This is a genomic window from Streptomyces sp. NBC_00727 (assembly GCF_045161745.1).
Classification (GTDB): Bacteria; Actinomycetota; Actinomycetes; order Streptomycetales; family Streptomycetaceae; genus Streptomyces.
Genome location: NZ_CP108981.1, coordinates 975944 through 996955 on the forward strand (window position 1 = coordinate 975944; position 21012 = coordinate 996955).

Below are 21012 nucleotides of genomic sequence, written 5' to 3' on the forward strand. Positions count from 1 at the left end.
CCTCCCACGGACGGAGCCCCCGACCGGCCGCCGGTCCAGCAGACGGACGGCGCGGCCGGGGCCGGGCGGGCTTCAGCGGGCGGCCAGCGCCTGTTCCCCGGCCTTGCGCATAGCGGCGAGCGGGGCGGGCGAGCGGCCCGTCATCTGCTCGACCTGGAGGACGGCCTGGTGCACGAGGAGGTCGAGACCTCCGACGACTGCGCCGCCGTGTTCGGCCCAGGCGGAGGCGAGCCGGGTGGGCCAGGGCTCGTACAGCACGTCGAAGAGCGTGCCGGGCCGCTCCGGAACGGCTCCGGCCAGCGCGTCGGCAGCGCCGGCGGGGGTGGTCGCGATGACGAGGGGCGCGGTCAGCGCCCGGTCGGCCTCGGCCCAGTCGGCGATGCGGACCTCGACGCCGAGCCGTTCGCCCCAGCCGCGCATCTCGTCGGCGCGGGCCGCGCTGCGGACGTACGCGGTGACGGGCCCGGAGCAGATCCCGGACAGGGCGGCCAGCGCGGAGGAGGCGGTGGCGCCGGCGCCGAGGATCGCGGCGGACTCCACCTTCTCGACGCCGCGTTCACGCAGGGCGGCGGCCATGCCTGGGATGTCGGTGTTGTCGCCGGTGCGACGGCCGTCCCCGCCGAGGACCACGGTGTTCACGGCCTCGACGGAGGCGGCGGTGTCACTGATCCCGTCGAGCAGCGGGATGACCGCCCGCTTGAGCGGCATGGTGAGCGAAAGCCCGGCCCAGCTCCCGTCCAGCCCCTCGATGAACCCGGGCAACGCCTGCTCATCGACCTCGAACCGGTCGTACGACCAGCCGTCGAGCCCGAGCTCGGCGTACGCGGCCCGGTGCAGGACCGGGGAGAGCGAGTGCGCGATGGGCGAGCCGAGGACGGCCGCGCGTCGGTGTGTGCTCACTGCCCGGACTGCTCCTTCTCGTACTTCTCCCGGTTCCGGTTGTGCTCGTCGTTGGTCACGGCGAAGACCGTCTTGTCCTCGGTCACCGAAACGAAGTAGTACCAGGGGCCGGGGGTGGGCTTGATCGCCGAATGCAGAGCGGCCTCACCGGGGTTGTTGATGGGGCCCGGCGGCAGACCGTGAATGTAGTAGGTGTTGTACGGGTGCTTGAAGTTCCGCTGCTCCGACACCGGGCCAATGTCAAGCGTGCTCGACTTCTTCGCATAATTGACGGTGGAGTCGAAGTCGAGCAGGCCGTTGGTCTCGACGTTGTTGGGCTTGAGCCGGTTGTAGACGACCCGTGCGACCTTGTCGAAGTCGTGCTTGTACTTGCCCTCGGCCTGGACGAGGCTGGCGACGGTGATCAGCTGCCAGGGGCTCTTGAGATTCAGCTTCTTGGCGTTGGCCTCCAGGTCGGCCTTCTCGTACTCCTCGTTGGCGCGGGAGACCATCGACTTGAGGACGGTCTCCGGCTTCATGCCCTTCGTCACCGGGTACGCGGCGGGGTAGAGGAAGCCCTCCAGGGGATCCAGAACTTCCTCGTGGTTCTTCGCCCAGCCCGGCAGGCCGAGGCTGCCCGCCTCCTTCTTGGCCACCTTGGCGGTCGTCCCCTTGCCGACACCCAGCTTCGTGTCGATCGAGGCGTACACCAGCCGGTTCGGCGTGCCCTCCGGAATGATCAGAAGGTTCTGGCTCTTCGGGTCGACCATCATCTTCACGGCCTCGGACGCCGACATCTCCGAGTGCAGGAGGTAGACGCCCGCCTGGATCGACTTCCCCTTCGGGTTCTCGTTCTGCGCCGAGACGAAGGCGTCGACGCTCTTCACGACGCCCGCCTTCTTCAGGATGTTGCCGATGTCGTACCCGTACGAGCCCTTCGGGATCTCCACCTCGACCGAGCCCGAGCCGCTGCCCGAGTAGTCGGGGGCCGGACCGAACTTGTCCTTGTAGAACGAGTAGCCGAAGTAGCCCGCTCCGCCGACGCCGGCGACCAGGACGAGGGAGACGCCCAGACACGCGCAGCCGCTGCGGCCCTTCTTCTTTTTCTTGCCCTTGCCGCGGCGCTCACCGCCGTCCCCGCGGCGGGAGTCCCGGGAGTCGTCGTCATCGTCGTCGTAGTCGTCGTCCCTGGGCGCCTTGCGGCCGTCCTTCTCGTCCACGCCCGTGAAGAAGGGGTGGGTCTCCTCCGGCGGCTCCTCGGGGTCCCAGTCCGGGGCCTGCTCGGGCGCCGGGGCCGGTGCGGCCTCGCGGCGGCCCGGGGGCTGCGGGGGCGGGTACGCCTCAGGGGTGCCGTAGTAGTCGCCCGTCTCGTCGTAGCCGTACGTGGCGACGGGCTGGCCCTCGTACGGCGGCATCGCCTGCTGGCCCGTGTCCCAGCCGGTGTCGTAGCCGGGCTGCGGCTGCTGCGGCTGCTGCTGCGGCTGGCCGTACGGGTCCTGCGGGTGCTGGTGCCCGTACGCCTGCTGCTGGTACTGCTGCTGCGCGTACGGGTCCTGCTGCTGGTGCTGCTGCTGCGCGTACGGGTCCTGCTGCTGGTGCTGCTGCTGCGCGTACGGGTCCTGCTGCTGGTGCTGCTGCTGCGCGTACGGGTCCTGCTGCTGGTGCTGCTGCTGCGCGTACGGGTCCTGCTGCTGGTGCTGCTGCTGCTGCGCGTAGGGATCGTGCGGCTGCTGCTGGTACGGGTCGTACTGGCCCTGCGGGTACTGCTGCTGGGCGCCGTACTGGTTCGTGCTGTCGCCGTACTGGTTCTGGCCGTCGTACTGGTTCTGGCCGTCGTACTGGGCCTGCCCGTTGGCAGCCTGCTGGCCGCCCCATCCCTGTTCCCCGTACAAGGGGTCCTCGGGATGCCATGGTTCGGAGCCGGGGCCCCGGCCATACTCAGTCATCGATCCCCTTGAGCCGCGAGACGATGTTCCGCCTCTTTGCTGTGCGGTGTTTGTTCGAACACCGCCGCATCGCGCGGAACGTTACCGTATTGCGATCAGACCACCACTTCGACGCCTTCGCCCGGCGGATTGCCCGAAGCGCGCTCCGACTCCAGAGCGTTCTGCAGGATCACCACAGCGGCAGCCTGGTCGATGACGGAACGGCCCTTTCTGGACTTCACGCCCGAGGCACGCAGCCCCTGACTCGCCGTCACTGTGGTCATCCTCTCGTCCACCAACCGCACCGGAATGGGTGCGACCGCTCGGGCGAGGACATCGGTGAAGGCGCGCACCTTGGCGGCCGCGGGCCCCTCGCCGCCGCCCAGGGAGCGCGGCAGGCCGACGACGACCTCGATCGGTTCGTACTCCTCGACGATCTGGCCGAGCCGCCGGTGGGCGGCCGGGACATCGCGTCCCGGCACGGTCTCCACCGGCGTCGCGAGGATGCCGTCGGGGTCGCACGAGGCGACCCCGATCCGGGCGTCCCCGACGTCGATCGCCAGCCGGCGACCGCGGCGCATCTGCGGCATGTCCGTGGTCACGCCGTCTCGGCGACGAGGCGTTCGACGGCGGCGACGGCGTCACCGATCGCGTCGGGGTTCTGGCCGCCTCCCTGGGCGACGTCCGGCTTGCCGCCGCCCCCGCCGCCGAGGGTCTTGGCGGCGGTACGGACGAGGTCGCCGGCCTTGAGGCCGCGCTCGCGGGCCGCCTCGTTGGTCGCGATGACGGTCAGCGGGCGCCCGTTGGCCGTCGTGAACAGCGCGACGACGGCCGGGCGGCCGCCCTGGATGCGGCCGCGCACGTCGAGGACGAGCTTGCGCAGGTCGTCGGCGGAGGTGCCGTCCGGCACCTGGCCGGTGACCAGGGCGACGCCCCGGACGTCCTTCGCGGAGTCCACGAGACCGGCGGCGGCCGCGAGGACCTTCTCCGCGCGGAACTTCTCGATCTCCTTCTCGGCGTCCTTCAGCTTGCCGAGCATGCCCGCGATCTTCTCCGGAAGCTCCTCGGAGCGGCCCTTGACCAGCTCCTGGAGCTGAGCGACGACCGTGTGCTCCTTGGCCAGGAAGTTGTACGCGTCGACGCCGACCAGGGCCTCGATGCGGCGCACGCCGGAACCGATGGAGGACTCACCGAGCAGCTTGACCAGGCCGAGCTGGGCGGTGTTGTGCACGTGCGTACCGCCGCACAGCTCCTTGGAGAAGTCGCCGATGGTGACGACGCGGACCCGCTCGCCGTACTTCTCGCCGAACTCGGCGATGGCGCCCTGCTTCTTCGCGTCGTCGATCGACATGACCTCGGCCTGCACGTCGAGCTCGCGGGCCAGGACCTCGTTGATCTTCTGCTCGACGTCCGTCAGGACCGTGCCGGGGACGGCGGCGGGCGAGCCGAAGTCGAAGCGGAAGCGGCCCGGGGAGTTCTCCGAACCGGCCTGGGCGGCCGTCGGGCCGAGCGCGTCGCGCAGCGCCTGGTGCGTGAGGTGCGTGGCGCTGTGGGCGCGGGCGATGGCGCGGCGGCGGGTGGAGTCGATGGCGGCGTGGGCGGCGGCGCCGACCGTCACCTCGCCGACCTGGACGGAGCCCTTGTGCACGGAGACGCCCGGGACCGGCTGCTGGACGTCGCGGACGACGATCACGGCGCCGCTGTCGAGCCGGATGCGGCCCTGGTCCGCGAGCTGGCCGCCGCCCTCGGCGTAGAACGGGGTGCGGTCGAGGACGACCTCGACCTCGTCGCCCTCGGTGGCGGCGGGCGAGGGGACACCGTCGACGAGGAGGCCGACGATCGTCGACTCGCCCTCGGTCGTGGTGTAGCCGGTGAACTCGGTGACGCCGGAGTTGTCGGCGACCTCGCGGTAGGCGGACAGGTCGGCGTGGCCGGTCTTCTTGGCCTTGGCGTCGGCCTTGGCCTTGGCCCGCTGCTCCTGCATCAGGCGGCGGAACCCGTCCTCGTCCACGGAGAGCCCCTGCTCGGCGGCCATCTCCAGGGTCAGGTCGATCGGGAAGCCCCAGGTGTCGTGGAGCAGGAACGCCTTGTCGCCGGCGAGGACCGTGCCGCCGGAGGCCTTGGTCTCGGTGACCGCGGTCTCCAGGATGTTGGTGCCGCCCTTGAGGGCCTTCAGGAACGCGGCTTCCTCGGCGAGCGCGACGGTCTCGATGCGCTTGCGGTCGGTGATCAGCTCCGGGTACTGCTGACCCATGGTGTTGATCACGACGTCGACCAGCTCGTTGACGATGGAGCCGGTGGCGCCCATCAGGCGCATGTTGCGGATGGCGCGGCGCATGATGCGGCGCAGCACGTAGCCGCGGCCCTCGTTGCCGGGGGTGACCCCGTCTCCGATGAGCATGACGGAGGTGCGGATGTGGTCGGCTACCACACGCAGCGAGACGTCGGTGGCGTCGGCCGCGCCGTAGCGCACACCGGTCAGCTCGGTGGCGCGGTCCATGACGACGCGCAGGGTGTCGGTCTCGTACATGTTCTGCACGCCCTGCAGGATCATCGCGAGGCGTTCGAGGCCGAGACCGGTGTCGATGTTCTTGGAGGGCAGGTCGCCGAGGATGGGGAAGTCGTCCTTGCCCTCGCCGGCGCCGCGCTCGTACTGCATGAAGACCAGGTTCCAGATCTCCACGTACCGCTCGTCGTTGACGGCCGGGCCGCCCTCGACGCCGAACTCGGGGCCGCGGTCGTAGTTGATCTCGGAGCAGGGACCGCACGGGCCGGGGACGCCCATGGACCAGAAGTTGTCCTTCTTGCCCAGGCGCTGGATGCGATCGGCCGGGACGCCGATCCTGTCGCGCCAGATGGCCTCGGCCTCGTCGTCGTCCAGGTAGACGGTGATCCACAGGCGCTCGGGGTCGAGCCCGAAGCCGCCGTCCGCCACGGAGCCGGTCAGCAGCTCCCAGGCGTACGCGATGGCGCCTTCCTTGAAGTAGTCGCCGAAGGAGAAGTTGCCGCACATCTGGAAGAAGGTGCCGTGCCGGGTGGTCTTGCCGACCTCCTCGATGTCCGGCGTACGCACGCACTTCTGCACGCTGGTGACGCGCGGGGCGGGCGGCTTGACCTCACCGAGGAAGTAGGGCTTGAAGGGCACCATGCCGGCGGGGACCAGCAGCAGAGTCGGGTCGTCCGCGATGAGCGACGCCGAAGGGACAACGGTGTGACCGCGCTCCTCGTAGAAGCTCAGCCAGCGGCGACGAATTTCTGCCGACTCCATCAGTGGTCCTCATTCCGGTTGTACGAGTTATAGGGGAGCTTGCGGTACGTGGCGGGGGCCCGGTGGGTCTCCGGCTCGGCCGCCTCGACGGCCAGGTGGCGCGGCACGGGGAGCTCGGGGGCGTCCTGGGCCTCCAGGCCCAGCGCCTCGCCGAGTTCGGCCTCGCGCCTGACCATGCCCTCGCGGACGTCCAGCGCGAAGTCCTTGAGCTTGTGACCGGCGACGATCGCCTTGTCCGCGGCCTGCGCCGCGAGGCTCTCGGGGGTCAGCTGCTTGATCTTCCGGTTGACCTTGGTGGTGGCCCACACCCCGGCGGCTGCGCCGGCGGTGAACCAGAACGTACGGCGGAACATCGCTGCGTCAGTCCTTAGATCCGCGGGAATTTCGGCCGTTGCGCTTCCTGCCGCGCGCCGACGGTACGGTCCGGCCGACGATCACCGCGCGCCTGGAGCGCGCCTCCGGTTCGGGGGCGGAGCGGCGGCCGATGGCCTGCCGTACGCCGTAGCCGAACGCCGCGACCTTGACCAGCGGGCCGCCGAAGGTGGAGGCGACGGTGGTGGAGAGCGCCGATGCGTTGGAGGTGACTTCCTGTACGTCCGTCGCGATGGCGTCGACCTTGTCGAGCTGGGTCTGCGCGGAGCGTACGGTCGCGGACGCGTCCGCCAGCAGGGGGACGGCCTGTTCGGTCACGTCCGCCACGAGTCTGGTGGTCGCCCTGAGCGTCTGGGCAAGCCTCACCAGCACGACGGCGAGGAACGAAACCAGGATCGCCCAGAAGACGGCCACCAGGATTCCGGCCACCTCACCACCGGACACAGTGCACCGCTCTCTGGCTTGTCGTCTGTCTCTGTCTTGTTCGCTTGCTCTGCGGCGAGGGCCCGCATGGTGGCCGGTCACCTTCCCCCGAGCCTATCGCGCCGGGGCTCACGCCCCGTACCGCCCGACCGGCCGGGCGACGGGAGTCCGGGAGACGAGATTGTACGGAGTGCTTTCAAGCCAGTACTCTGCGTGTTTCATGCGACGCCCTCAGCCCCCCTTCTCGCCCGACGACGACTCCGGTACCCCGGACGCCGGCCGCGACACCGGCAGGCTCCCGCACCCGGGCAACCTGCCCGCCGAGCTGAACGACTTCGTGGGGCGCGAGAGCGAACTGGCCGCACTGGCGCGGTCGCTGGAGGACTCCAGACTCGTCACGGTCACCGGGGTGGGCGGCGTCGGCAAGACCCGGCTGGTCAGCAGGACCGCGGCCCTGCTGGAGAAACGGTACTGCGACGGGGTGTGGCTGGTGGAGCTGTCCACCGTCCACGACGCCGGGCTGCTGGAGCACGCCGTGGCCGACGCCCTCGGCCTCAACGACCACACCGTCAGGCCACCCCGCGCCGCCCTCGTCGAGCACTGCGCCGACCGCGACCTCCTGCTGGTCCTCGACGGCTTCGAACACCTGGTGGACGACTGCGCCGCGCTGGTACGGGAGCTGCTGCGCCGCGCCCCGCGGCTGCGGGTGCTCGCGGCGGGCCGGCTGCCGCTGGAAGTGGAGGGCGAGGCCGTCCACCCGCTCGCCACCATGACGGACGAGGACGCGCTCCGGCTGTTCGCCGAGCGGGCCGCCGGGGTGCGCCCGGACTTCCGGGTGACCGACCGCAGCCGCGGCCCGGCCCTGGAGCTGTGCCGCCGGCTGGACGGGATCCCGCTCGCCCTCGAACTGGCCGCCGGACGGCTGCGGGCCCTGTCCACCGAGCAGGTGCTGCAACGCCTCGACGACCGCTTCCGGCTGCTGACCGGATCCACCCGGGGCGCCCTCGACCGGCACCAGACGCTGCGCACGGCCATCGGCTGGAGCCATGAGCTGTGCACCCCGCCGCAGCGGCTGCTGTGGGCCCGGCTCTCGGTCTTCGCCGGGCAGTTCGACCTGGAGGCCGTCGAGTACATCTGCAGCGGCCCCGACCTGCCCGCCGACTCGGTGCTCGACGTGCTCTCCGGGCTGCTGGCGCAGTCCGTGGTGCTGCGCGAGGACTCCCCCGTGGGCACCCGCTACCGGATGCTGGACACGGTGCGCGAGTACGGCGCCGAGTGGCTGGCCGCCACCGGGGACACCGACCGGCTGCGCCGCCGGCACCGCGACTGGTTCCTGGGGCTGGCGACCTGGTGCGAGCTGGACTGGTTCAGCCCCCGGCAGGCGGAGGTGGCGGCCCGGGTGGAGAGCGAGCTGCCGAACCTGCGCCGGGCCATGGAGTGTTCGCTGGAGACCCCGCAGGAGGCGCACCTCGCCCAGTACCTGGCGGCCACGCTCTGGTTCCTGTGGGTTGGCTGCGGGCGGCTGTCCGAGGGCCGGCACTGGCTGGACCACGTCCTGGAGGAGGAGACCCCGTACGACGCCTCGCGGCTGAAGGCCCTGTGGGTGCTGGGTTACGTCGCGGTCCTCCAGGGCGACCCGGTGGGCGCGATCTCCGCCCTGACGGAGTGCCGGGAGGAGGCGGAGGCCGCGGGCGACGCCGCCGCGGCCGCGTACGCCGTGCACCGCACCGGCTGCCTGGCCCTGGTCACCGACGACATGGAGCGCGCCCGGGATCTGCTGGGCGACGCGCTCGGCCGCTACCGCGAGCTGGGCGAGCTGAACAGCAACGTCCTGATGGCCCAGGTCGAGCTGGCCATGTCCACCGGCTTCCTGGGGGACCCGGAGCAGGCCGTCGCGATCTGCGAGGAGGTCCGGGACATCTGCGAGGACCACGGCGAGCGGTGGGCCCTGAGCTACGCGCTGTACGTCCTGGCCCACGCCGCCCTGCAGCGCGGGTGTCCGGAGCGGGCCCGGGGGCTGCTGGAGGAGTCGCTGTCCATCAGCCGGACGTTCCACGACCTGCTCGGCACCGTACTCGCCCTGGAACTGCTGGCCCTCGTCACGGTGACCGAGGGCGACGCGGCCGAGGCGGCGCTGCTCCAGGGGGCCGCCGACCGGATCTGGCCATCGGTGGGGCTGCCGCTGTTCGGCTCGGCGCACTACGGGGCGCCGAGGGCCCGCTGCGCGGAGCTGGCCCGGCGCGAGCTGGGCGGGACGCGGTACGCGGCGGCGCTGGGCGCGGGCGGGGAGCTGGGGCCCGACGCGGCGGTCGCCCGGGCGCTCCTGGCGCGGCCGGACGGGCGCGAGCAGGGGGAGGCCGGGGGCGGGGAGCCGGCCGGGGCCGCCGGGCCCGCGCCCGGAAGAACGCGAAAGCCCGCCGCCTCCCCGGGGACCGGGAAGGGGCGGGCCTGAGCGCCGGTGAAGAGCGGCTACGCCTGGATCAGCGGGCGTAGTACTCGACGACGAGCTGCTCGTCGCAGATCACGGGGATTTCCTTGCGGTTCGGGTCCCGGTCAAGGCGGAAGGCCAGGGCCTTCAGGTTCACCTGCAGGTAGCGCGGGGTCTCGCCGTCGGTGTCGTAACCACCCTCGCGGGCCACCTGGAAGGGGACCTTGGAGCGGCTGCGCTCGCGGACCTGGACGACGTCGTCCGGGCGGACGCGGAACGACGGCTTGTCGACCTTGCCACCGTTGACCTCGATGTGGCCGTGGACGACCATCTGGCGGGCCTGGTAGATGGTCCGGGCGATGCCCGAACGCAGGACCAGCGCGTCGAGACGGCGCTCGAGCTCGACGACGAGCGCCTCGCCCGTCTTGCCCTCGGCCTTCTTGGCGCGGTCGTAGGCACGCGCCATCTGGCGCTCGCTGATGTCGTACTGCGCGCGCAGACGCTGCTTCTCGAGCAGACGGACCTTGTAGTCCGAGTTCTGCTTGCGGCCGCGGCCGTGCTCGCCCGGCGGGTAGGGGCGGGCCTCGAAGTACTTGACGGCCTTCGGCGTCAGCGCGATGCCGAGCGCGCGGCTCTTCTTGACCTTGGGACGCGACTGATTAGGCACGTTCTCCAGACCTCCGTTGTAGGTTAGGTTAGGCTCACCTTACTCAAGGAGATCGCATGTCTCGCCCTGGGAACACCACACACGTCACGGACAGCACAGACAGCATCGACGCGCCTGATGGCGTCGAGATGACGGAGGACCGATCAGATCGTGGTCAGCCGCGTCCCAGCGGGCTTGAAATCACACGGATGCCGTCAGCAGCCGAGCGCACACGAACTCTCGTACAGAGTACCTGCTCCGCGGTACTGCTCGTGCCCGGGCTCGAAACAGTGGGCTCGGACCAGCTCATGCCGCTGTCCCGGGGCGTCGGCCCCGACGGCGACCTGTTCCTGGAGTTCCCCGCGGAATCCCCGGCCGTCCGGGCCGCCACGCACGCCCAGGACGACGAGCTGCCGGCCGTGCTGGAGATCACGGACGTCGCCCCGGTCTCCGTACCCCACCGTATCCGCGGCCGTGCCCGGGTCAGCGGCTGGCTGACCTCCGTGCCCGGCATGGCCGGCCCCGGGCGGATGATGCTGCGCCTGGAGACGAGCGAGGCCCACACCGACGACCTGTGCGGGGTGGAGTGCGTCGACGCGGACAGCTTCCGCGACGCCGCCCCCGACCCGCTCGCCCTCCACGAGGCCGACCTGCTCCAGCACCTCTACTCCTCGCACACGGAGGAGTTGGCGTCGCTGTGCGAGCTGCTCGGCCGGCGGGCCGTGTGCTCCTGCCCCGAGCACCGGCCGGCGGTGGTGCCACTGGCGCTGGACCGGTTCGGGCTGCGGGTGCGCTTCTGCGAGCAGGAGGGCGGCTGCTTCGACGCCCGCTTCGAGTTCCCCCGGCCGGTGCGGGACGTGGTGGAGCTCAGCCACGCCATGCACACGCTCTTCGCGGCGGCGGCCGGCTGAGAGGCGCGCGGGGCCCGCTCAGGCCGGGCCCGCCCCTTCCTCTCCGTCCGTCCGGCCGAGCCGCTCCCTGACCCGGTCCACCACGTCCGCGTACCGCGCCTCGGCGCCGTAGCGGGTGGGGCGGTAGTACCGCTTGTCGGTCACGGCGTCCGGCGCGTACTGCTGGGCGGCGATGCCTCCGGGCACGTCGTGCGGGTAGACGTAGCCCTGGGCGTGGCCGAGCTTGGCCGCGCCCTTGTAGTGGCCGTCGCGCAGATGGGCCGGGACCGGACCGGCCAGCCCCTTGCGGACGTCCTCGCGGGCGGCGGAGATCGCCAGCGTGGCCGCGTTGGACTTGGGGGCCAGCGCCAGGGCGATGGTGGCGTGGCTGAGGGTGAGCGCGGCCTCCGGGAAGCCGATCAGGGCCACCGCCTGGGCCGCGGCGACCGCGGTGGGCAGCGCGGTGGGGTCGGCGAGGCCGATGTCCTCGCTGGCCGAGATCATCAGCCGCCGGGCGATGAACCGGGGGTCCTCCCCCGCCTCGATCATGCGGGCCAGGTAGTGGAGCGCCGCGTCGACGTCGGAGCCCCGGATCGACTTGATCAGCGCGCTCGCCACGTCGTAGTGCTGGTCGCCGTCCCGGTCGTACTTCACGGCGGCCCGGTCGACCGTCTCCTCCAGCGTGAGGAGCGTGATCTCCGTCTCCTGCTTGGACAGCGCCGCCCCGGCGGCGGCCTCCAGGGCGGTCAGCGCCCGGCGCGCGTCGCCCCCCGCTATGCGCAGCAGGTGCCCCTCCGCGTCCTCCGGCAGCGTCACCGCGCCGCCCAGCCCGCGCTCGTCGGTGAGGGCGCGGCGCAGCAGACCGCGCAGGTCGTCGTCGGTCAGGGGCTCCAGCGTCAGCAGCAGCGAGCGCGAGAGCAGCGGGGAGATGACGGAGAAGTACGGGTTCTCGGTGGTCGCGGCGATCAGGGTGACCCAGCGGTTCTCCACGGCGGGGAGCAGGGAGTCCTGCTGGGCCTTGGAGAAGCGGTGGATCTCGTCGAGGAAGAGGACGGTCTCCTTGCCGTAGCCACCGGTGGCGCGTCGGGCGCCGTCGATCACGGCGCGCACTTCCTTGACGCCCGCGGTGATGGCGGAGAGCTCGACGAACCGCTTGTTCGTCGCCTTGCTGACCACGTACGCGAGGGTGGTCTTGCCGATGCCGGGCGGGCCCCAGAGGATCACCGACGAGGGCCCCGCCGGTCCCCCGCTGCCCTCGCCGACCAGGCGGCGCAGCGGCGAGCCCGGCTTGAGCAGGTGTTGCTGGCCCACGACCTCGTCGAGCGTACGCGGACGCATCCGGACAGCGAGGGGGCTGCTGGACGGGTCCTTCTCCTGGCGGTCTTCGGCAGCTGCGGTAAAGAGGTCGGGCTCCACGTCTCGAAGCCTATGCCACCCCACTGACAACGCCGCCGGGCCGGATGTCCGGCCCGGCGGTGAGGGAGGCGCAGGTCTCAGCAGGTCAGCTGGTCCAGAAGTCCCACCAGCGGGTCAGGATCAGCATGCCGATGATGCCGATCCACAGCACCGGGGGCACCCAGTGGAACTCGGTGATGCCGTTGCGCAGCCAGGAGGGCGCGGGGATGATCCCGTGCCGGATGTTGTGCGTGGTGACGTAGCAGAACATGAAGATGGTGGCGACCCAGGCCAGGCAGCACCACAGGCACAGCGAGTTGATGTTGTACAGCGACTGGTACTGGAGCCAGGTGCAGAAGCCGACGCCGAACAGCGTGCCCGCGTTCATGCCGAGCCAGTACCACGGGCGGAAGCGCGCACCGGCGAGCAGGGCCAGGCCGATACCGATGATCACCGGGTAGGTGACCATGCCGAGCCAGGGGTTGGGGAAGCCGAAGGCGGAGGCCTGCTCGCTCTTCATGATGTTGCCGCAGGCCACCACGGGGTTGAGGCTGCAGCCCGGAATGAAGGACGGGTCCTCCATCATCTTGAGCTTGTCCAGCGTGATGACCCATGCGGCGAGCGTTCCGGCGGCGCCCGTGATCACCAGCAGGATGGCCAGCGCACGGCTGCCGCCGATGGTCCGCTTCCCGCCGCGCTCGTCCTGGTCGGAGGAGGGATGGTCAACCGCTGCAGTCGTCATATCGCCGTTTCCGTCACTGAGTAGCCTGCTGGGGCAGGGTCATTGTGCCGCACAGCTCGGCCGCTCTTCCGTTCGATGCACATAAAGACGTGCACATGAATACGGGGCGGCGTAGGAGCGGAACCCCCGCCCCGCAGCCACGACGAGGGCGATCACCGCCCGCCGGCCGTCACCCGGACGTCACCGAGAGCGCGGACGGAATCACCGTGCGGGATGAATCCGCGCTCCTCAGGTTGACGTGGCCCCGGGGGCGGGCAGGCCGCCCCCCAGGCACGTCTCACGCCAGGCGCGCGCGGACCGTCTCGACGACGTCGGACACCGGGACCGGCGTCTGCTCGCCGGACTCCATGTCCTTGAGCTGGACGTGGCCCTCGGCCAGGTCGCGCTCACCGGCGACGATCGTGAACCGGGCGCCCGAGCGGTTGGCGCTCTTCATCGCGCCCTTCAGCCCCCGGCCGCCGTACGCGAAGTCCGCGGCCACGCCCTCCCGGCGCAGCTGCGTGACGACGCCGAACAGGACCCGGCGGGCCTCCTCGCCCAGCGGAACGGCGAAGACGCTGGTGGTGGAGGGCAGCTCCAGCTCGATGCCCTCCGCCTCCAGGGCCAGGACCGTGCGGTCCACGCCGAGCGCCCAGCCGACCGACGGGAGCGCCGGGCCGCCGATCATCTCGGAGAGGCCGTCGTAGCGGCCGCCGCCGCCCACCGCCGACTGCGAGCCGAGGCCGTCGTGGACGAACTCGAAGGTGGTGCGCGTGTAGTAGTCGAGGCCGCGGACGAGCCTCTCGTCGTCCTCGTAGATCACGCCCGCCTCGTTGAGCAGGTCGCGGACCTCCTCGTGGTACGCCTTGCAGGCGTCGCACAGGAAGTCGCGCAGCACGGGGGCGCCGGTCAGCTGCTTCTGGACCTCGGGGCGCTTGTCGTCGAGGACCCGCAGCGGGTTGATCTCGATGCGCCGGCGGGTCTCCTCGTCCAGGTCCAGCTCGCGCAGGAAACCCTGGAGCGCGTCGCGGTAGACGGGCCGGCACTCCTTGTCGCCCAGCGAGTTCAGCAGGATGCGGAACTCGCGCAGGCCCAGCGCGCGGTACGCCTGGTCGGCCAGGATGATCAGCTCGGCGTCGAGCGCCGGGTCCTCGGCGCCGATGGCCTCGGCCCCGACCTGCGAGAAGTGGCGGTAGCGTCCCTTCTGCGGGCGCTCGTAGCGGTAGTACGAGCCGGAGTACCAGAGCTTGACCGGCAGGTTGCCGAGCTTGTGGAGGTTGGCCTCCAGGGCGGCGCGCAGCACGGACGCGGTGCCCTCGGGGCGCAGGGCGAGCTGGGAGCCGCCCTTGGTGGTGAGGGTGTACATCTCCTTGGTCACGATGTCGGTGGACTCGCCGACGCCGCGCGAGAAGAGGGCCACGTCCTCGAAGCCCGGGGTCTCGATGTAGCCGTAGCCGGAGTTCTTCAGCGGTGCGGCGATCGCCTCACGCACCGCGAGGTACTTCGCGGAGTCCGGCGGGGTCAGGTCGTACGTGCCCTTGGGGGCCTTGAAGGTGCTCACGATTCCGCTCTCGTCACATTCCTCGCCGGGGCGCGTCCACACCGCTCATTCCGGTCAGGAACGGGTTGGTGGCGCGCTCGCGGCCGATGGTCGTCTGGGGGCCGTGGCCGGACAGCACCACGGTCGAGTCGTCGAGCGGCAGGCACACACGGGCCAGCGACTCGAGGAGCTCGGCATGGTCGCCGCCGGGCAGGTCGGTGCGTCCGACGGAGCCGGCGAAGAGCAGGTCGCCCGAGAAGAGGACCTGGGGTACCTCCGGGGTCTCGGGCATCCTGAACGTCACCGACCCCTTGGTATGGCCGGGCGCGTGCGAGACGCCGAACTCCATGCCCGCGAGCCGCAGCCGCGCTCCGTCGGTCAGCTCCTGGACGTCGTCCGGCTCCCCCACCGTCAGCTCGCCCATGAGCGGCGTCCCGATGGAGCGGCCGAGGGCCTTCTCCGGATCGCTCATCATGTAGCGGTCCTCGGGGTGGATCCAGGCGGGGACGTCGTGCGCGCCGCACACCGGGACGACCGAGGCGACGTGGTCGATGTGGCCGTGGGTGAGGACGACGGCGACGGGCTTCAGCCGATGCTTCTTCAGCGCCTCCTCGACCCCGGCGGCGGCCTGGTGGCCCGGGTCGATGATCACGCACTCCTCACCCGCGGCGGGGGCGACCAGGTAACAGTTGGTCCCCCAGGCCCCGGCGGGGAACCCGGCAATCAGCACGATCGTCCTTAATGGTCGTCCTACAGGCAGGGGCGGCTGCGAGGTCGCAGCAGTTCAGAGCCTACCGGCGCTCCTCATTCCACAGCTAACCCATATACGGTACGGGGCAACCCAGGCCCGAACACACGACGTACAAGGGAGAACACCCGGTGGTCACCAGCGATCAGCGGCGGCGGCAGCTCGCCAGGGAGAAGTACGAGCGGCAGCAGCAGCGCCGGGAGGAGGCGCGCCGCCGGACGAGGCGGCTGGCGCTCGTCATCACCTCGGCGGTGGCCGTGGTGGCGGTCATCGGCGGTGCCACGTACCTCGCCACCAGCGGGGACGACGACAAGGACAGGACGGACGCGGCGGCGAGCCAGAGCCCGTCCGCCGAGGCCTCGCCCGCGCCCTCGCCCTCGCCCTCGGCCACGGAGGAGGCGAAGCCGGAGCCGGCGATGAAGATCGACAAGAAGGCCGAGTACACGATGTCGCTCAAGACGAGCCAGGGCGACATCGCGTTCACCATGGACGCGTCGAAGACCCCGCACACGACGAACTCGTTCAAGTCGCTGGCCGACAAGAAGTTCTTCGACGGGACCAAGTGCCACCGGCTGACCACGGACGGCATTTTCGTCCTGCAGTGCGGCGACCCCAAGGGCGACGGCACGGGCGGCCCCGGCTACACGATCCCCGACGAGAATTTGACGGCGCTGGGCAAGGCGGGCGCGGACGGCGCGGTGACGTACCCGGCGGGCACGGTGGCGATGGCCAACACCGGTCAGGCGCACACCGGCGGCAGCCAGTTCTTCCTCGTGTACAAGGACAGCAAACTGCCGCCCAGTTACACGCCGTTCGGCACGATGGACGAGAAGTCGCTGAAGACCGTCGAGGCCATCGGCAAGGCGGGTGTGGACGGCGGCGGCGCCGACGGTGCACCGAAGAAGGCCGTGAACATCTCGAAGCTCACCGTCGACAAGGTGTGATCCCGGGGGCGGGCGCACGGCGGGGCCGAATAAATCCGGCCTCGCCGAGTGCGGACAGCCGGGCGGCCCGTCGCCTAGATTGGCGTCGTGCAGGGCGGGCGCTGCCCGCCCCAGGAAACTGTGGACGATGCCAGGGGGGTGATCCCCTCGCGGGCATCAGGTGGAGGAGGCGCTGTGAGCAGCGACCCGTGGGGCCGTGTCGATGAGACGGGCACCGTGTACGTGCGTACAGCCGACGGCGAGCAGGTCGTCGGATCGTGGCAGGCCGGTTCACCGGAGGAGGCCCTGGCCTACTTCGAGCGCAAGTACGAGGGAATTGTGGTCGAGATCGGCCTCCTCGAACGGCGGGTGAAGACCACCGATCTGTCCGCGAAGGACGCGACGACCGCCATCGAGCACCTGCGCGGCCAGGTCGACGAGCACCACGCCGTCGGCGACCTGGACGCGCTGCGCAAGCGGCTGGACGCGCTCGTCGCGACGGTCGACTCGCGGCGCGAGGAGCGCAAGGCACAGAAGGCGAAGCAGGCCGACGAGTCGAAGCACGCCAAGGAAGCCCTGGTCGCCGAGGCCGAGGACCTGGCGCGGAGCGAGCAGTGGCGCTCCGCGGGCGAGCGGCTCCGTGCCCTCGTGGACACGTGGAAGGGCCTGCCCCGGCTCGACCGCAAGTCCGACGACGAGCTGTGGCACCGCTTCTCGCACGCCCGCTCGGCGTTCTCCAAGCGCCGCAAGGCCCACTTCGCCTCGCTGGACGCCCAGCGCGAGGAGGCCCGCAAGGTCAAGGAGCGGCTGGTCGTCGAGGCCGAGGCGCTCTCCGGGTCCACGGACTGGGGGACGACGGCCGCCCGCTACCGCGACCTGATGACCCAGTGGAAGGCGGCGGGCCGCGCCCAGCGCGAGGCCGAGGACGACCTGTGGAACCGTTTCCGCGGTGCCCAGGACGTCTTCTTCGCCGCCCGTGGCGAGGTCTTCGCGGAGCGGGACGCGGAGCAGGGCGAGAACCTCAAGCTCAAGGAGGAGCTCGCCGATGAGGCCGAGAAGCTGGTGCCGGTGACGGACCTGAAGGCGGCCAGGTCCGCGTTCCGGGCCCTCAACGAGCGCTGGGAGGCCATCGGCCACGTACCGCGTGACGCCCGTCCGAAGGTCGAGGGGCGGATGCAGGCGGTGGAGCGGGTGCTCCAGGAGGCCGAGGAGACCGAGTGGCGCCGGACGAACCCGGAGGCGCGGGCGCGCGCCGCGGGTCTGACCGGTCAGCTCCAGGCGGCCGTGGACAAGCTGCGCGGACAGATCGACACGGCCCGCGCCTCGGGCAACAACGCCCGGGCGGACAAGCTGGCCCGCGAGCTGGAGGGCCGGCAGGCCCTGCTCGACCAGGCGCTCAAGGGCCTGGAGGAGTTCGGCGGCTGACAGCGCGCAGCAGTCCGGAGGGGGCCTTCCCGTGTACGCGGGGAGGCCCCCTCCGCGTGCGCAGGGCAATGACGAGGGGGCGACGACTGCCGGGAACAGGCAATGAAACGGAACGGCCCCGGGGGTGACGATCTTCGCACCGGCAGGCCGCACGGCTGGGCCGGATTCCCTTGTACGTTCCCGTAGTTGAGGCAGGTTCTTTCGATGAGATCGTCCCGCGTCGTCCTGATCGCGGCGGCCGCCGCCATGGCCCCCGCCCTCCTGCTGTCCGGCCCGGCCTTCGCCGCCGGGACCGCGTCCCCGACCACCGCCGTCGCCGCCGCGCCGGCGGTCTGGAGCCCCGACGTCCCGGTGGACGAGATGTCCGACGACGACGTCCGTGTCGCCCTCTTCCGGATCCTCGGCGACCCGGACTCCGGCAAGGCCGTCACCAAGGAGATCAACGCGCTCCTCGACAGCCATGACGTGGCACAGATGCGCGAGTGGCTGAAGACCGGCTACGCCGCGGCGCAGGCGATGGACGACCGCGTCGCCCTCTTCCGCATCCTCGGCGACCCGGACTCCGGCAAGCGCGTCATCAAGGAGATCAACGCGCTCCTCGACGACGACGACCCGGCCGAGACCCGCCAGTGGCTGGAGACGGGCTACCGCCTCGCCCAGGCCGAGGACGACAGCGTCGCCCTCTTCCGCATGCTCGGCGAGCCGGACATCAGCGACGCGATGCGCGCCGCCGTCATCGAGGCCATCCAGGGCACGCCCGAGGAGATGCGCTACTTCCTGGAGTACGGCCAGTACGAGGTCGACGCGTAGGGCCTTCTCCTACGGCCTGCGGGCGGAGGTCACCCGGTAGACGTCGTACACGCCCTCCACGCCCCGCACCGCCTTCAGGACGTGGCCCAGGTGCTTGGGGTCGCCCATCTCGAACGTGAAGCGCGAGGTGGCCACCCGGTCGCGTGAGGTCTGCACGGCGGCGGACAGGATGTTGACGTGCTGGTCGGACAGCACCCGGGTGACGTCCGACAGCAGCCGGGAGCGGTCCAGGGCCTCGACCTGGATGGCCACGAGGAAGACCGAGGACTGCGTGGGCGCCCACTCGACCTCCAGGATCCGTTCCGGCTGCTGCGAGAGCGAGTCGACGTTCACGCAGTCGGCGCGGTGCACGGAGACGCCGCTGCCCCGGGTGACGAAGCCGATGATGGGGTCGCCGGGCACGGGCGTACAACAGCGGGCGAGCTTGACCCACACGTCGTCGACGCCCTTGACGACGACCCCGGGGTCGGCGTTGGAGCGGCGCTTGTTGCGGCTGCGGGAGGGCGGGGTGCTCTCCTCCAGGTCCTCGTTGGCCGCGTCCTCGCCGCCGAGGGCCTGGACCAGCTTCTGCACGACGCCCGCGGCGGCGACGTGGCCCTCGCCGATCGCGGCGTACAGGGACGAGATGTCGGGGTAGCGCATCTCGTGCGCGAGGGTGACCAGCGAGTCGCCGGTCAGGATGCGCTGGATCGGCAGGTTCTGCTTGCGCATGGCCCGCGCGATGGCGTCCTTGCCCTGCTCGATCGCCTCGTCGCGGCGCTCCTTGGAGAACCAGGCGCGGATCTTGTTGCGGGCCCGGGGCGACTTGACGAAGCCCAGCCAGTCGCGGGAGGGCCCGGCACCGGCCGCCTTGGAGGTGAAGACCTCCACCAGGTCGCCGTTGTCGAGCGTCGACTCCAGCGGTACGAGCCGCCCGTTGACCCGTGCTCCTATCGTCCGGTGGCCGACCTCCGTGTGGACGGCGTACGCGAAGTCCACCGGGGTCGCCCCGGCCGGCAGCGCTATCACGTCGCCCTTGGGCGTGAAGACGAAGACCTCGTTGCGCGAGAGGTCGAAGCGCAGCGACTCCAGGAACTCGCTGGGGTCCTCGGTCTCCTTCTGCCAGTCCAGGAGCTGGCGCAGCCACGCCATGTCGTTGACCGTGTCCTGGCCCCGGCCGGTGTTCTTGGGGACGTCGGTGCGGACCTTGGAGGCTCCCGCGACGGCCTCCTGCTTGTACTTCCAGTGCGCGGCGATGCCGTACTCGGCGCGGCGGTGCATGTCGAACGTACGGATCTGGAGCTCGACGGGCTTGCCGCTGGGACCGATCACCGTGGTGTGCAGCGACTGGTACATGTTGAACTTGGGCATCGCGATGTAGTCCTTGAACCGGCCGGGGACCGGGTTCCATCGCGCGTGGACGGTGCCGAGCGCCGCGTAGCAGTCGCGGACGGTGTCGACGAGGACCCGGATGCCCACCAGGTCGTAGATCTCGGCGAAGTCCCGGCCCCGCACGATCATCTTCTGGTAGACGCTGTAGTAGTGCTTCGGGCGTCCGGTGACGGTGGCCTTGATGCGGGCGGCGCGCAGGTCGGCCTGGACCTCGTCGGTGACGATGGCGAGGTATTCGTCGCGCTTGGGCGCGCGCTCGGCCACCAGCCGCACGATCTCGTCGTACATCTTGGGGTAGAGGATCGCGAAGGCGAGGTCCTCCAGCTCCCACTTGATGGTGTTCATGCCCAGGCGGTGGGCGAGCGGGGCGTAGATCTCCAGCGTCTCGCGGGCCTTCTTCTCCTGCTTCTCCCGCTTGAGGTACCGCATGGTGCGCATGTTGTGCAGCCGGTCGGCGAGCTTGATGACCAGGACGCGCGGGTCCTTGGCCATGGCGACGACCATCTTGCGCACGGTCTCGGCCTGCGCGGCCTCGCCGAACTTGACCTTGTCGAGCTTGGTGACGCCGTCGACGAGCAGGGCGACCTGGTCGCCGAAGTCGCGGCGCAGGGTGTCCAGGCCGTACTCGGTGTCCTCGACGGTGTCGTGCAGCAGGCCCGCCATCAGGGTGGCCGGATCCATACCCAGCTCGGCGAGGATCGTCGTCACGGCGAGCGGGTGCGTGATGTACGGGTCGCCGCTCTTGCGCTTCTGGCCGCGGTGCCAGCGCTCCGCGACCTGGTAGGCCCGTTCGATCTGGCGCAGCGTGGAGGTCTCGGTCTTGGCGTCGTTGCCGCGGACGATGCGCAGCAGCGGTTCGAGGACCGGGTTGTACGGGCTGGAGCGCTGGACGCCGAGGCGGGCGAGGCGGGCCCGGACGCGGTTGGAGGAGCCGCCGGACCGGGACGCCGGACCGGTCGGTGCCGGGGACCCGGCCGCGGGCTTGGCCGGCGGCTTGGGCGCGGTCGGGGCGGGCGCGGCCGGCTGGGCGGGCGAAGCGGGTGCGGGGCCGCCCGCCTCGGCGGACGCCGGGCCCGTACCGGGCTGGGGTGCCGGGGGCTTCGGCTTCTCCGCGGGCTGCTGCGTCGCGGGCGTGACGGGGGCCGCCTCGGGCTTGTCGGGCTGCGGGGCGGCGACTGGCTGGGCCTCGTCTGGCAAGAGCGCTCCTCGTGCGGATCCGGACACACCCGGAAGGGCCATCGTAACGAC

16 protein-coding genes and 1 pseudogene are annotated in these 21012 nt (G+C 71.1%); 5 read left to right on the top strand and 12 right to left on the bottom strand.

What is annotated here, in order from left to right:
* Positions 1-72: 72 nt before the first annotated feature.
* From OG242_RS04110 to OG242_RS04135, 6 genes are all read right to left on the bottom strand, one after another.
* On the bottom strand, positions 73-900 hold the full coding sequence (locus OG242_RS04110) for a shikimate dehydrogenase (RefSeq protein ID WP_405896837.1): 828 nt from the start codon (positions 898-900) through the stop codon (positions 73-75).
* Positions 897-2825 carry an endolytic transglycosylase MltG gene (mltG, locus tag OG242_RS04115; RefSeq protein WP_405896838.1) on the bottom strand — a complete coding sequence of 643 codons (1929 nt, stop codon included), beginning with the start codon at positions 2823-2825 and terminating at the stop codon, positions 897-899. The genes OG242_RS04110 and mltG overlap by 4 nt, the downstream gene beginning before the upstream one ends.
* Positions 2826-2920: 95 nt before the next feature.
* Positions 2921-3394 (bottom strand): Holliday junction resolvase RuvX, encoded by a 474-nt coding sequence (gene ruvX / locus OG242_RS04120; RefSeq protein WP_405896839.1) that lies wholly within the window; start codon positions 3392-3394, stop codon positions 2921-2923.
* 8 nt (positions 3395-3402) lie between these two features.
* Positions 3403-6072 (bottom strand): alanine--tRNA ligase, encoded by a 2670-nt coding sequence (gene alaS, locus OG242_RS04125; RefSeq protein ID WP_405896840.1) that lies wholly within the window; start codon positions 6070-6072, stop codon positions 3403-3405.
* On the bottom strand, positions 6072-6425 hold the full coding sequence (locus tag OG242_RS04130; protein WP_405896841.1) for a DUF6167 family protein: 354 nt from the start codon (positions 6423-6425) through the stop codon (positions 6072-6074). The genes alaS and OG242_RS04130 overlap by 1 nt, the downstream gene beginning before the upstream one ends.
* Before the next feature lie 7 nt (positions 6426-6432).
* The gene (locus OG242_RS04135) at positions 6433-6873 is read right to left on the bottom strand and encodes a DUF948 domain-containing protein (RefSeq protein ID WP_132904150.1); all 441 of its coding nucleotides are present in this window, start codon (positions 6871-6873) and stop codon (positions 6433-6435) included.
* A gap of 214 nt (positions 6874-7087) precedes the next feature.
* On the opposite strand from OG242_RS04135, the pseudogene OG242_RS04140 reads away from it, so the two are divergent.
* Positions 7088-9329, top strand: a pseudogene (locus OG242_RS04140) (ATP-binding protein).
* Between the two features lie 18 nt (positions 9330-9347).
* Here the strand turns inward: OG242_RS04140 and rpsD are convergent.
* Positions 9348-9962: a 30S ribosomal protein S4 gene (rpsD, locus tag OG242_RS04145; protein ID WP_018524225.1), complete on the bottom strand. Its 615-nt coding sequence runs from the start codon at positions 9960-9962 to the stop codon at positions 9348-9350.
* A gap of 188 nt (positions 9963-10150) precedes the next feature.
* On the opposite strand from rpsD, the gene OG242_RS04150 reads away from it, so the two are divergent.
* Complete coding sequence (locus tag OG242_RS04150; RefSeq protein ID WP_405896842.1) at positions 10151-10852, top strand: DUF2470 domain-containing protein; 702 nt, start codon at positions 10151-10153, stop codon at positions 10850-10852.
* Positions 10853-10870: 18 nt separating this feature from the next.
* Here OG242_RS04150 and OG242_RS04155 read toward each other — a convergent pair whose 3' ends face one another.
* The 4 genes from OG242_RS04155 to OG242_RS04170 all read right to left on the bottom strand — a co-directional run bounded on the left by OG242_RS04155 (position 10871) and on the right by OG242_RS04170 (position 15217).
* The gene (locus tag OG242_RS04155; RefSeq protein WP_405896843.1) at positions 10871-12247 is read right to left on the bottom strand and encodes a replication-associated recombination protein A; all 1377 of its coding nucleotides are present in this window, start codon (positions 12245-12247) and stop codon (positions 10871-10873) included.
* A gap of 85 nt (positions 12248-12332) precedes the next feature.
* Positions 12333-12968, bottom strand: a complete 636-nt coding sequence (locus OG242_RS04160; RefSeq protein ID WP_405896844.1) for a vitamin K epoxide reductase family protein — start codon at positions 12966-12968, stop codon at positions 12333-12335.
* A gap of 277 nt (positions 12969-13245) precedes the next feature.
* Positions 13246-14508 (bottom strand): histidine--tRNA ligase, encoded by a 1263-nt coding sequence (hisS, locus tag OG242_RS04165; protein WP_405896845.1) that lies wholly within the window; start codon positions 14506-14508, stop codon positions 13246-13248.
* Between the two features lie 13 nt (positions 14509-14521).
* Positions 14522-15217: an MBL fold metallo-hydrolase gene (locus tag OG242_RS04170; RefSeq protein WP_405896846.1), complete on the bottom strand. Its 696-nt coding sequence runs from the start codon at positions 15215-15217 to the stop codon at positions 14522-14524.
* 149 nt (positions 15218-15366) lie between these two features.
* Between OG242_RS04170 and OG242_RS04175 the strand changes: the two genes are divergently transcribed.
* From OG242_RS04175 to OG242_RS04185, 3 genes are all read left to right on the top strand, one after another.
* On the top strand, positions 15367-16179 hold the full coding sequence (locus OG242_RS04175) for a peptidylprolyl isomerase (RefSeq protein WP_405896847.1): 813 nt from the start codon (positions 15367-15369) through the stop codon (positions 16177-16179).
* Positions 16180-16353: 174 nt separating this feature from the next.
* The gene (locus OG242_RS04180) at positions 16354-17583 is read left to right on the top strand and encodes a DUF349 domain-containing protein (protein ID WP_405896848.1); all 1230 of its coding nucleotides are present in this window, start codon (positions 16354-16356) and stop codon (positions 17581-17583) included.
* A 204-nt stretch (positions 17584-17787) separates the two neighbouring features.
* A complete protein-coding gene (locus OG242_RS04185; protein WP_405896849.1) occupies positions 17788-18393 on the top strand; it encodes a hypothetical protein in 606 nt (201 codons plus the stop codon).
* 9 nt (positions 18394-18402) lie between these two features.
* Here the strand turns inward: OG242_RS04185 and OG242_RS04190 are convergent, their stop codons facing one another.
* The gene (locus OG242_RS04190; protein WP_405896850.1) at positions 18403-20961 is read right to left on the bottom strand and encodes a RelA/SpoT family protein; all 2559 of its coding nucleotides are present in this window, start codon (positions 20959-20961) and stop codon (positions 18403-18405) included.
* Positions 20962-21012: the final 51 nt, after the last annotated feature.

Bases quoted from the DNA above. Each gene is read 5' to 3' on its own strand.
- mltG (WP_405896838.1), bottom strand. From the start codon at position 2,825: ATGACTGAGTATGGCCGGGGCCCCGGCTCCGAACCATGGCATCCCGAG.
- ruvX (WP_405896839.1), bottom strand. From the start codon at position 3,394: ATGCCGCAGATGCGCCGCGGTCGCCGGCTGGCGATCGACGTCGGGGAC.
- alaS (WP_405896840.1), bottom strand. From the start codon at position 6,072: ATGGAGTCGGCAGAAATTCGTCGCCGCTGGCTGAGCTTCTACGAGGAG.
- OG242_RS04130 (WP_405896841.1), bottom strand. From the start codon at position 6,425: ATGTTCCGCCGTACGTTCTGGTTCACCGCCGGCGCAGCCGCCGGGGTG.
- OG242_RS04150 (WP_405896842.1), top strand. From the start codon at position 10,151: ATGCCGTCAGCAGCCGAGCGCACACGAACTCTCGTACAGAGTACCTGC.
- OG242_RS04160 (WP_405896844.1), bottom strand. From the start codon at position 12,968: ATGACGACTGCAGCGGTTGACCATCCCTCCTCCGACCAGGACGAGCGC.
- OG242_RS04185 (WP_405896849.1), top strand. From the start codon at position 17,788: ATGAGATCGTCCCGCGTCGTCCTGATCGCGGCGGCCGCCGCCATGGCC.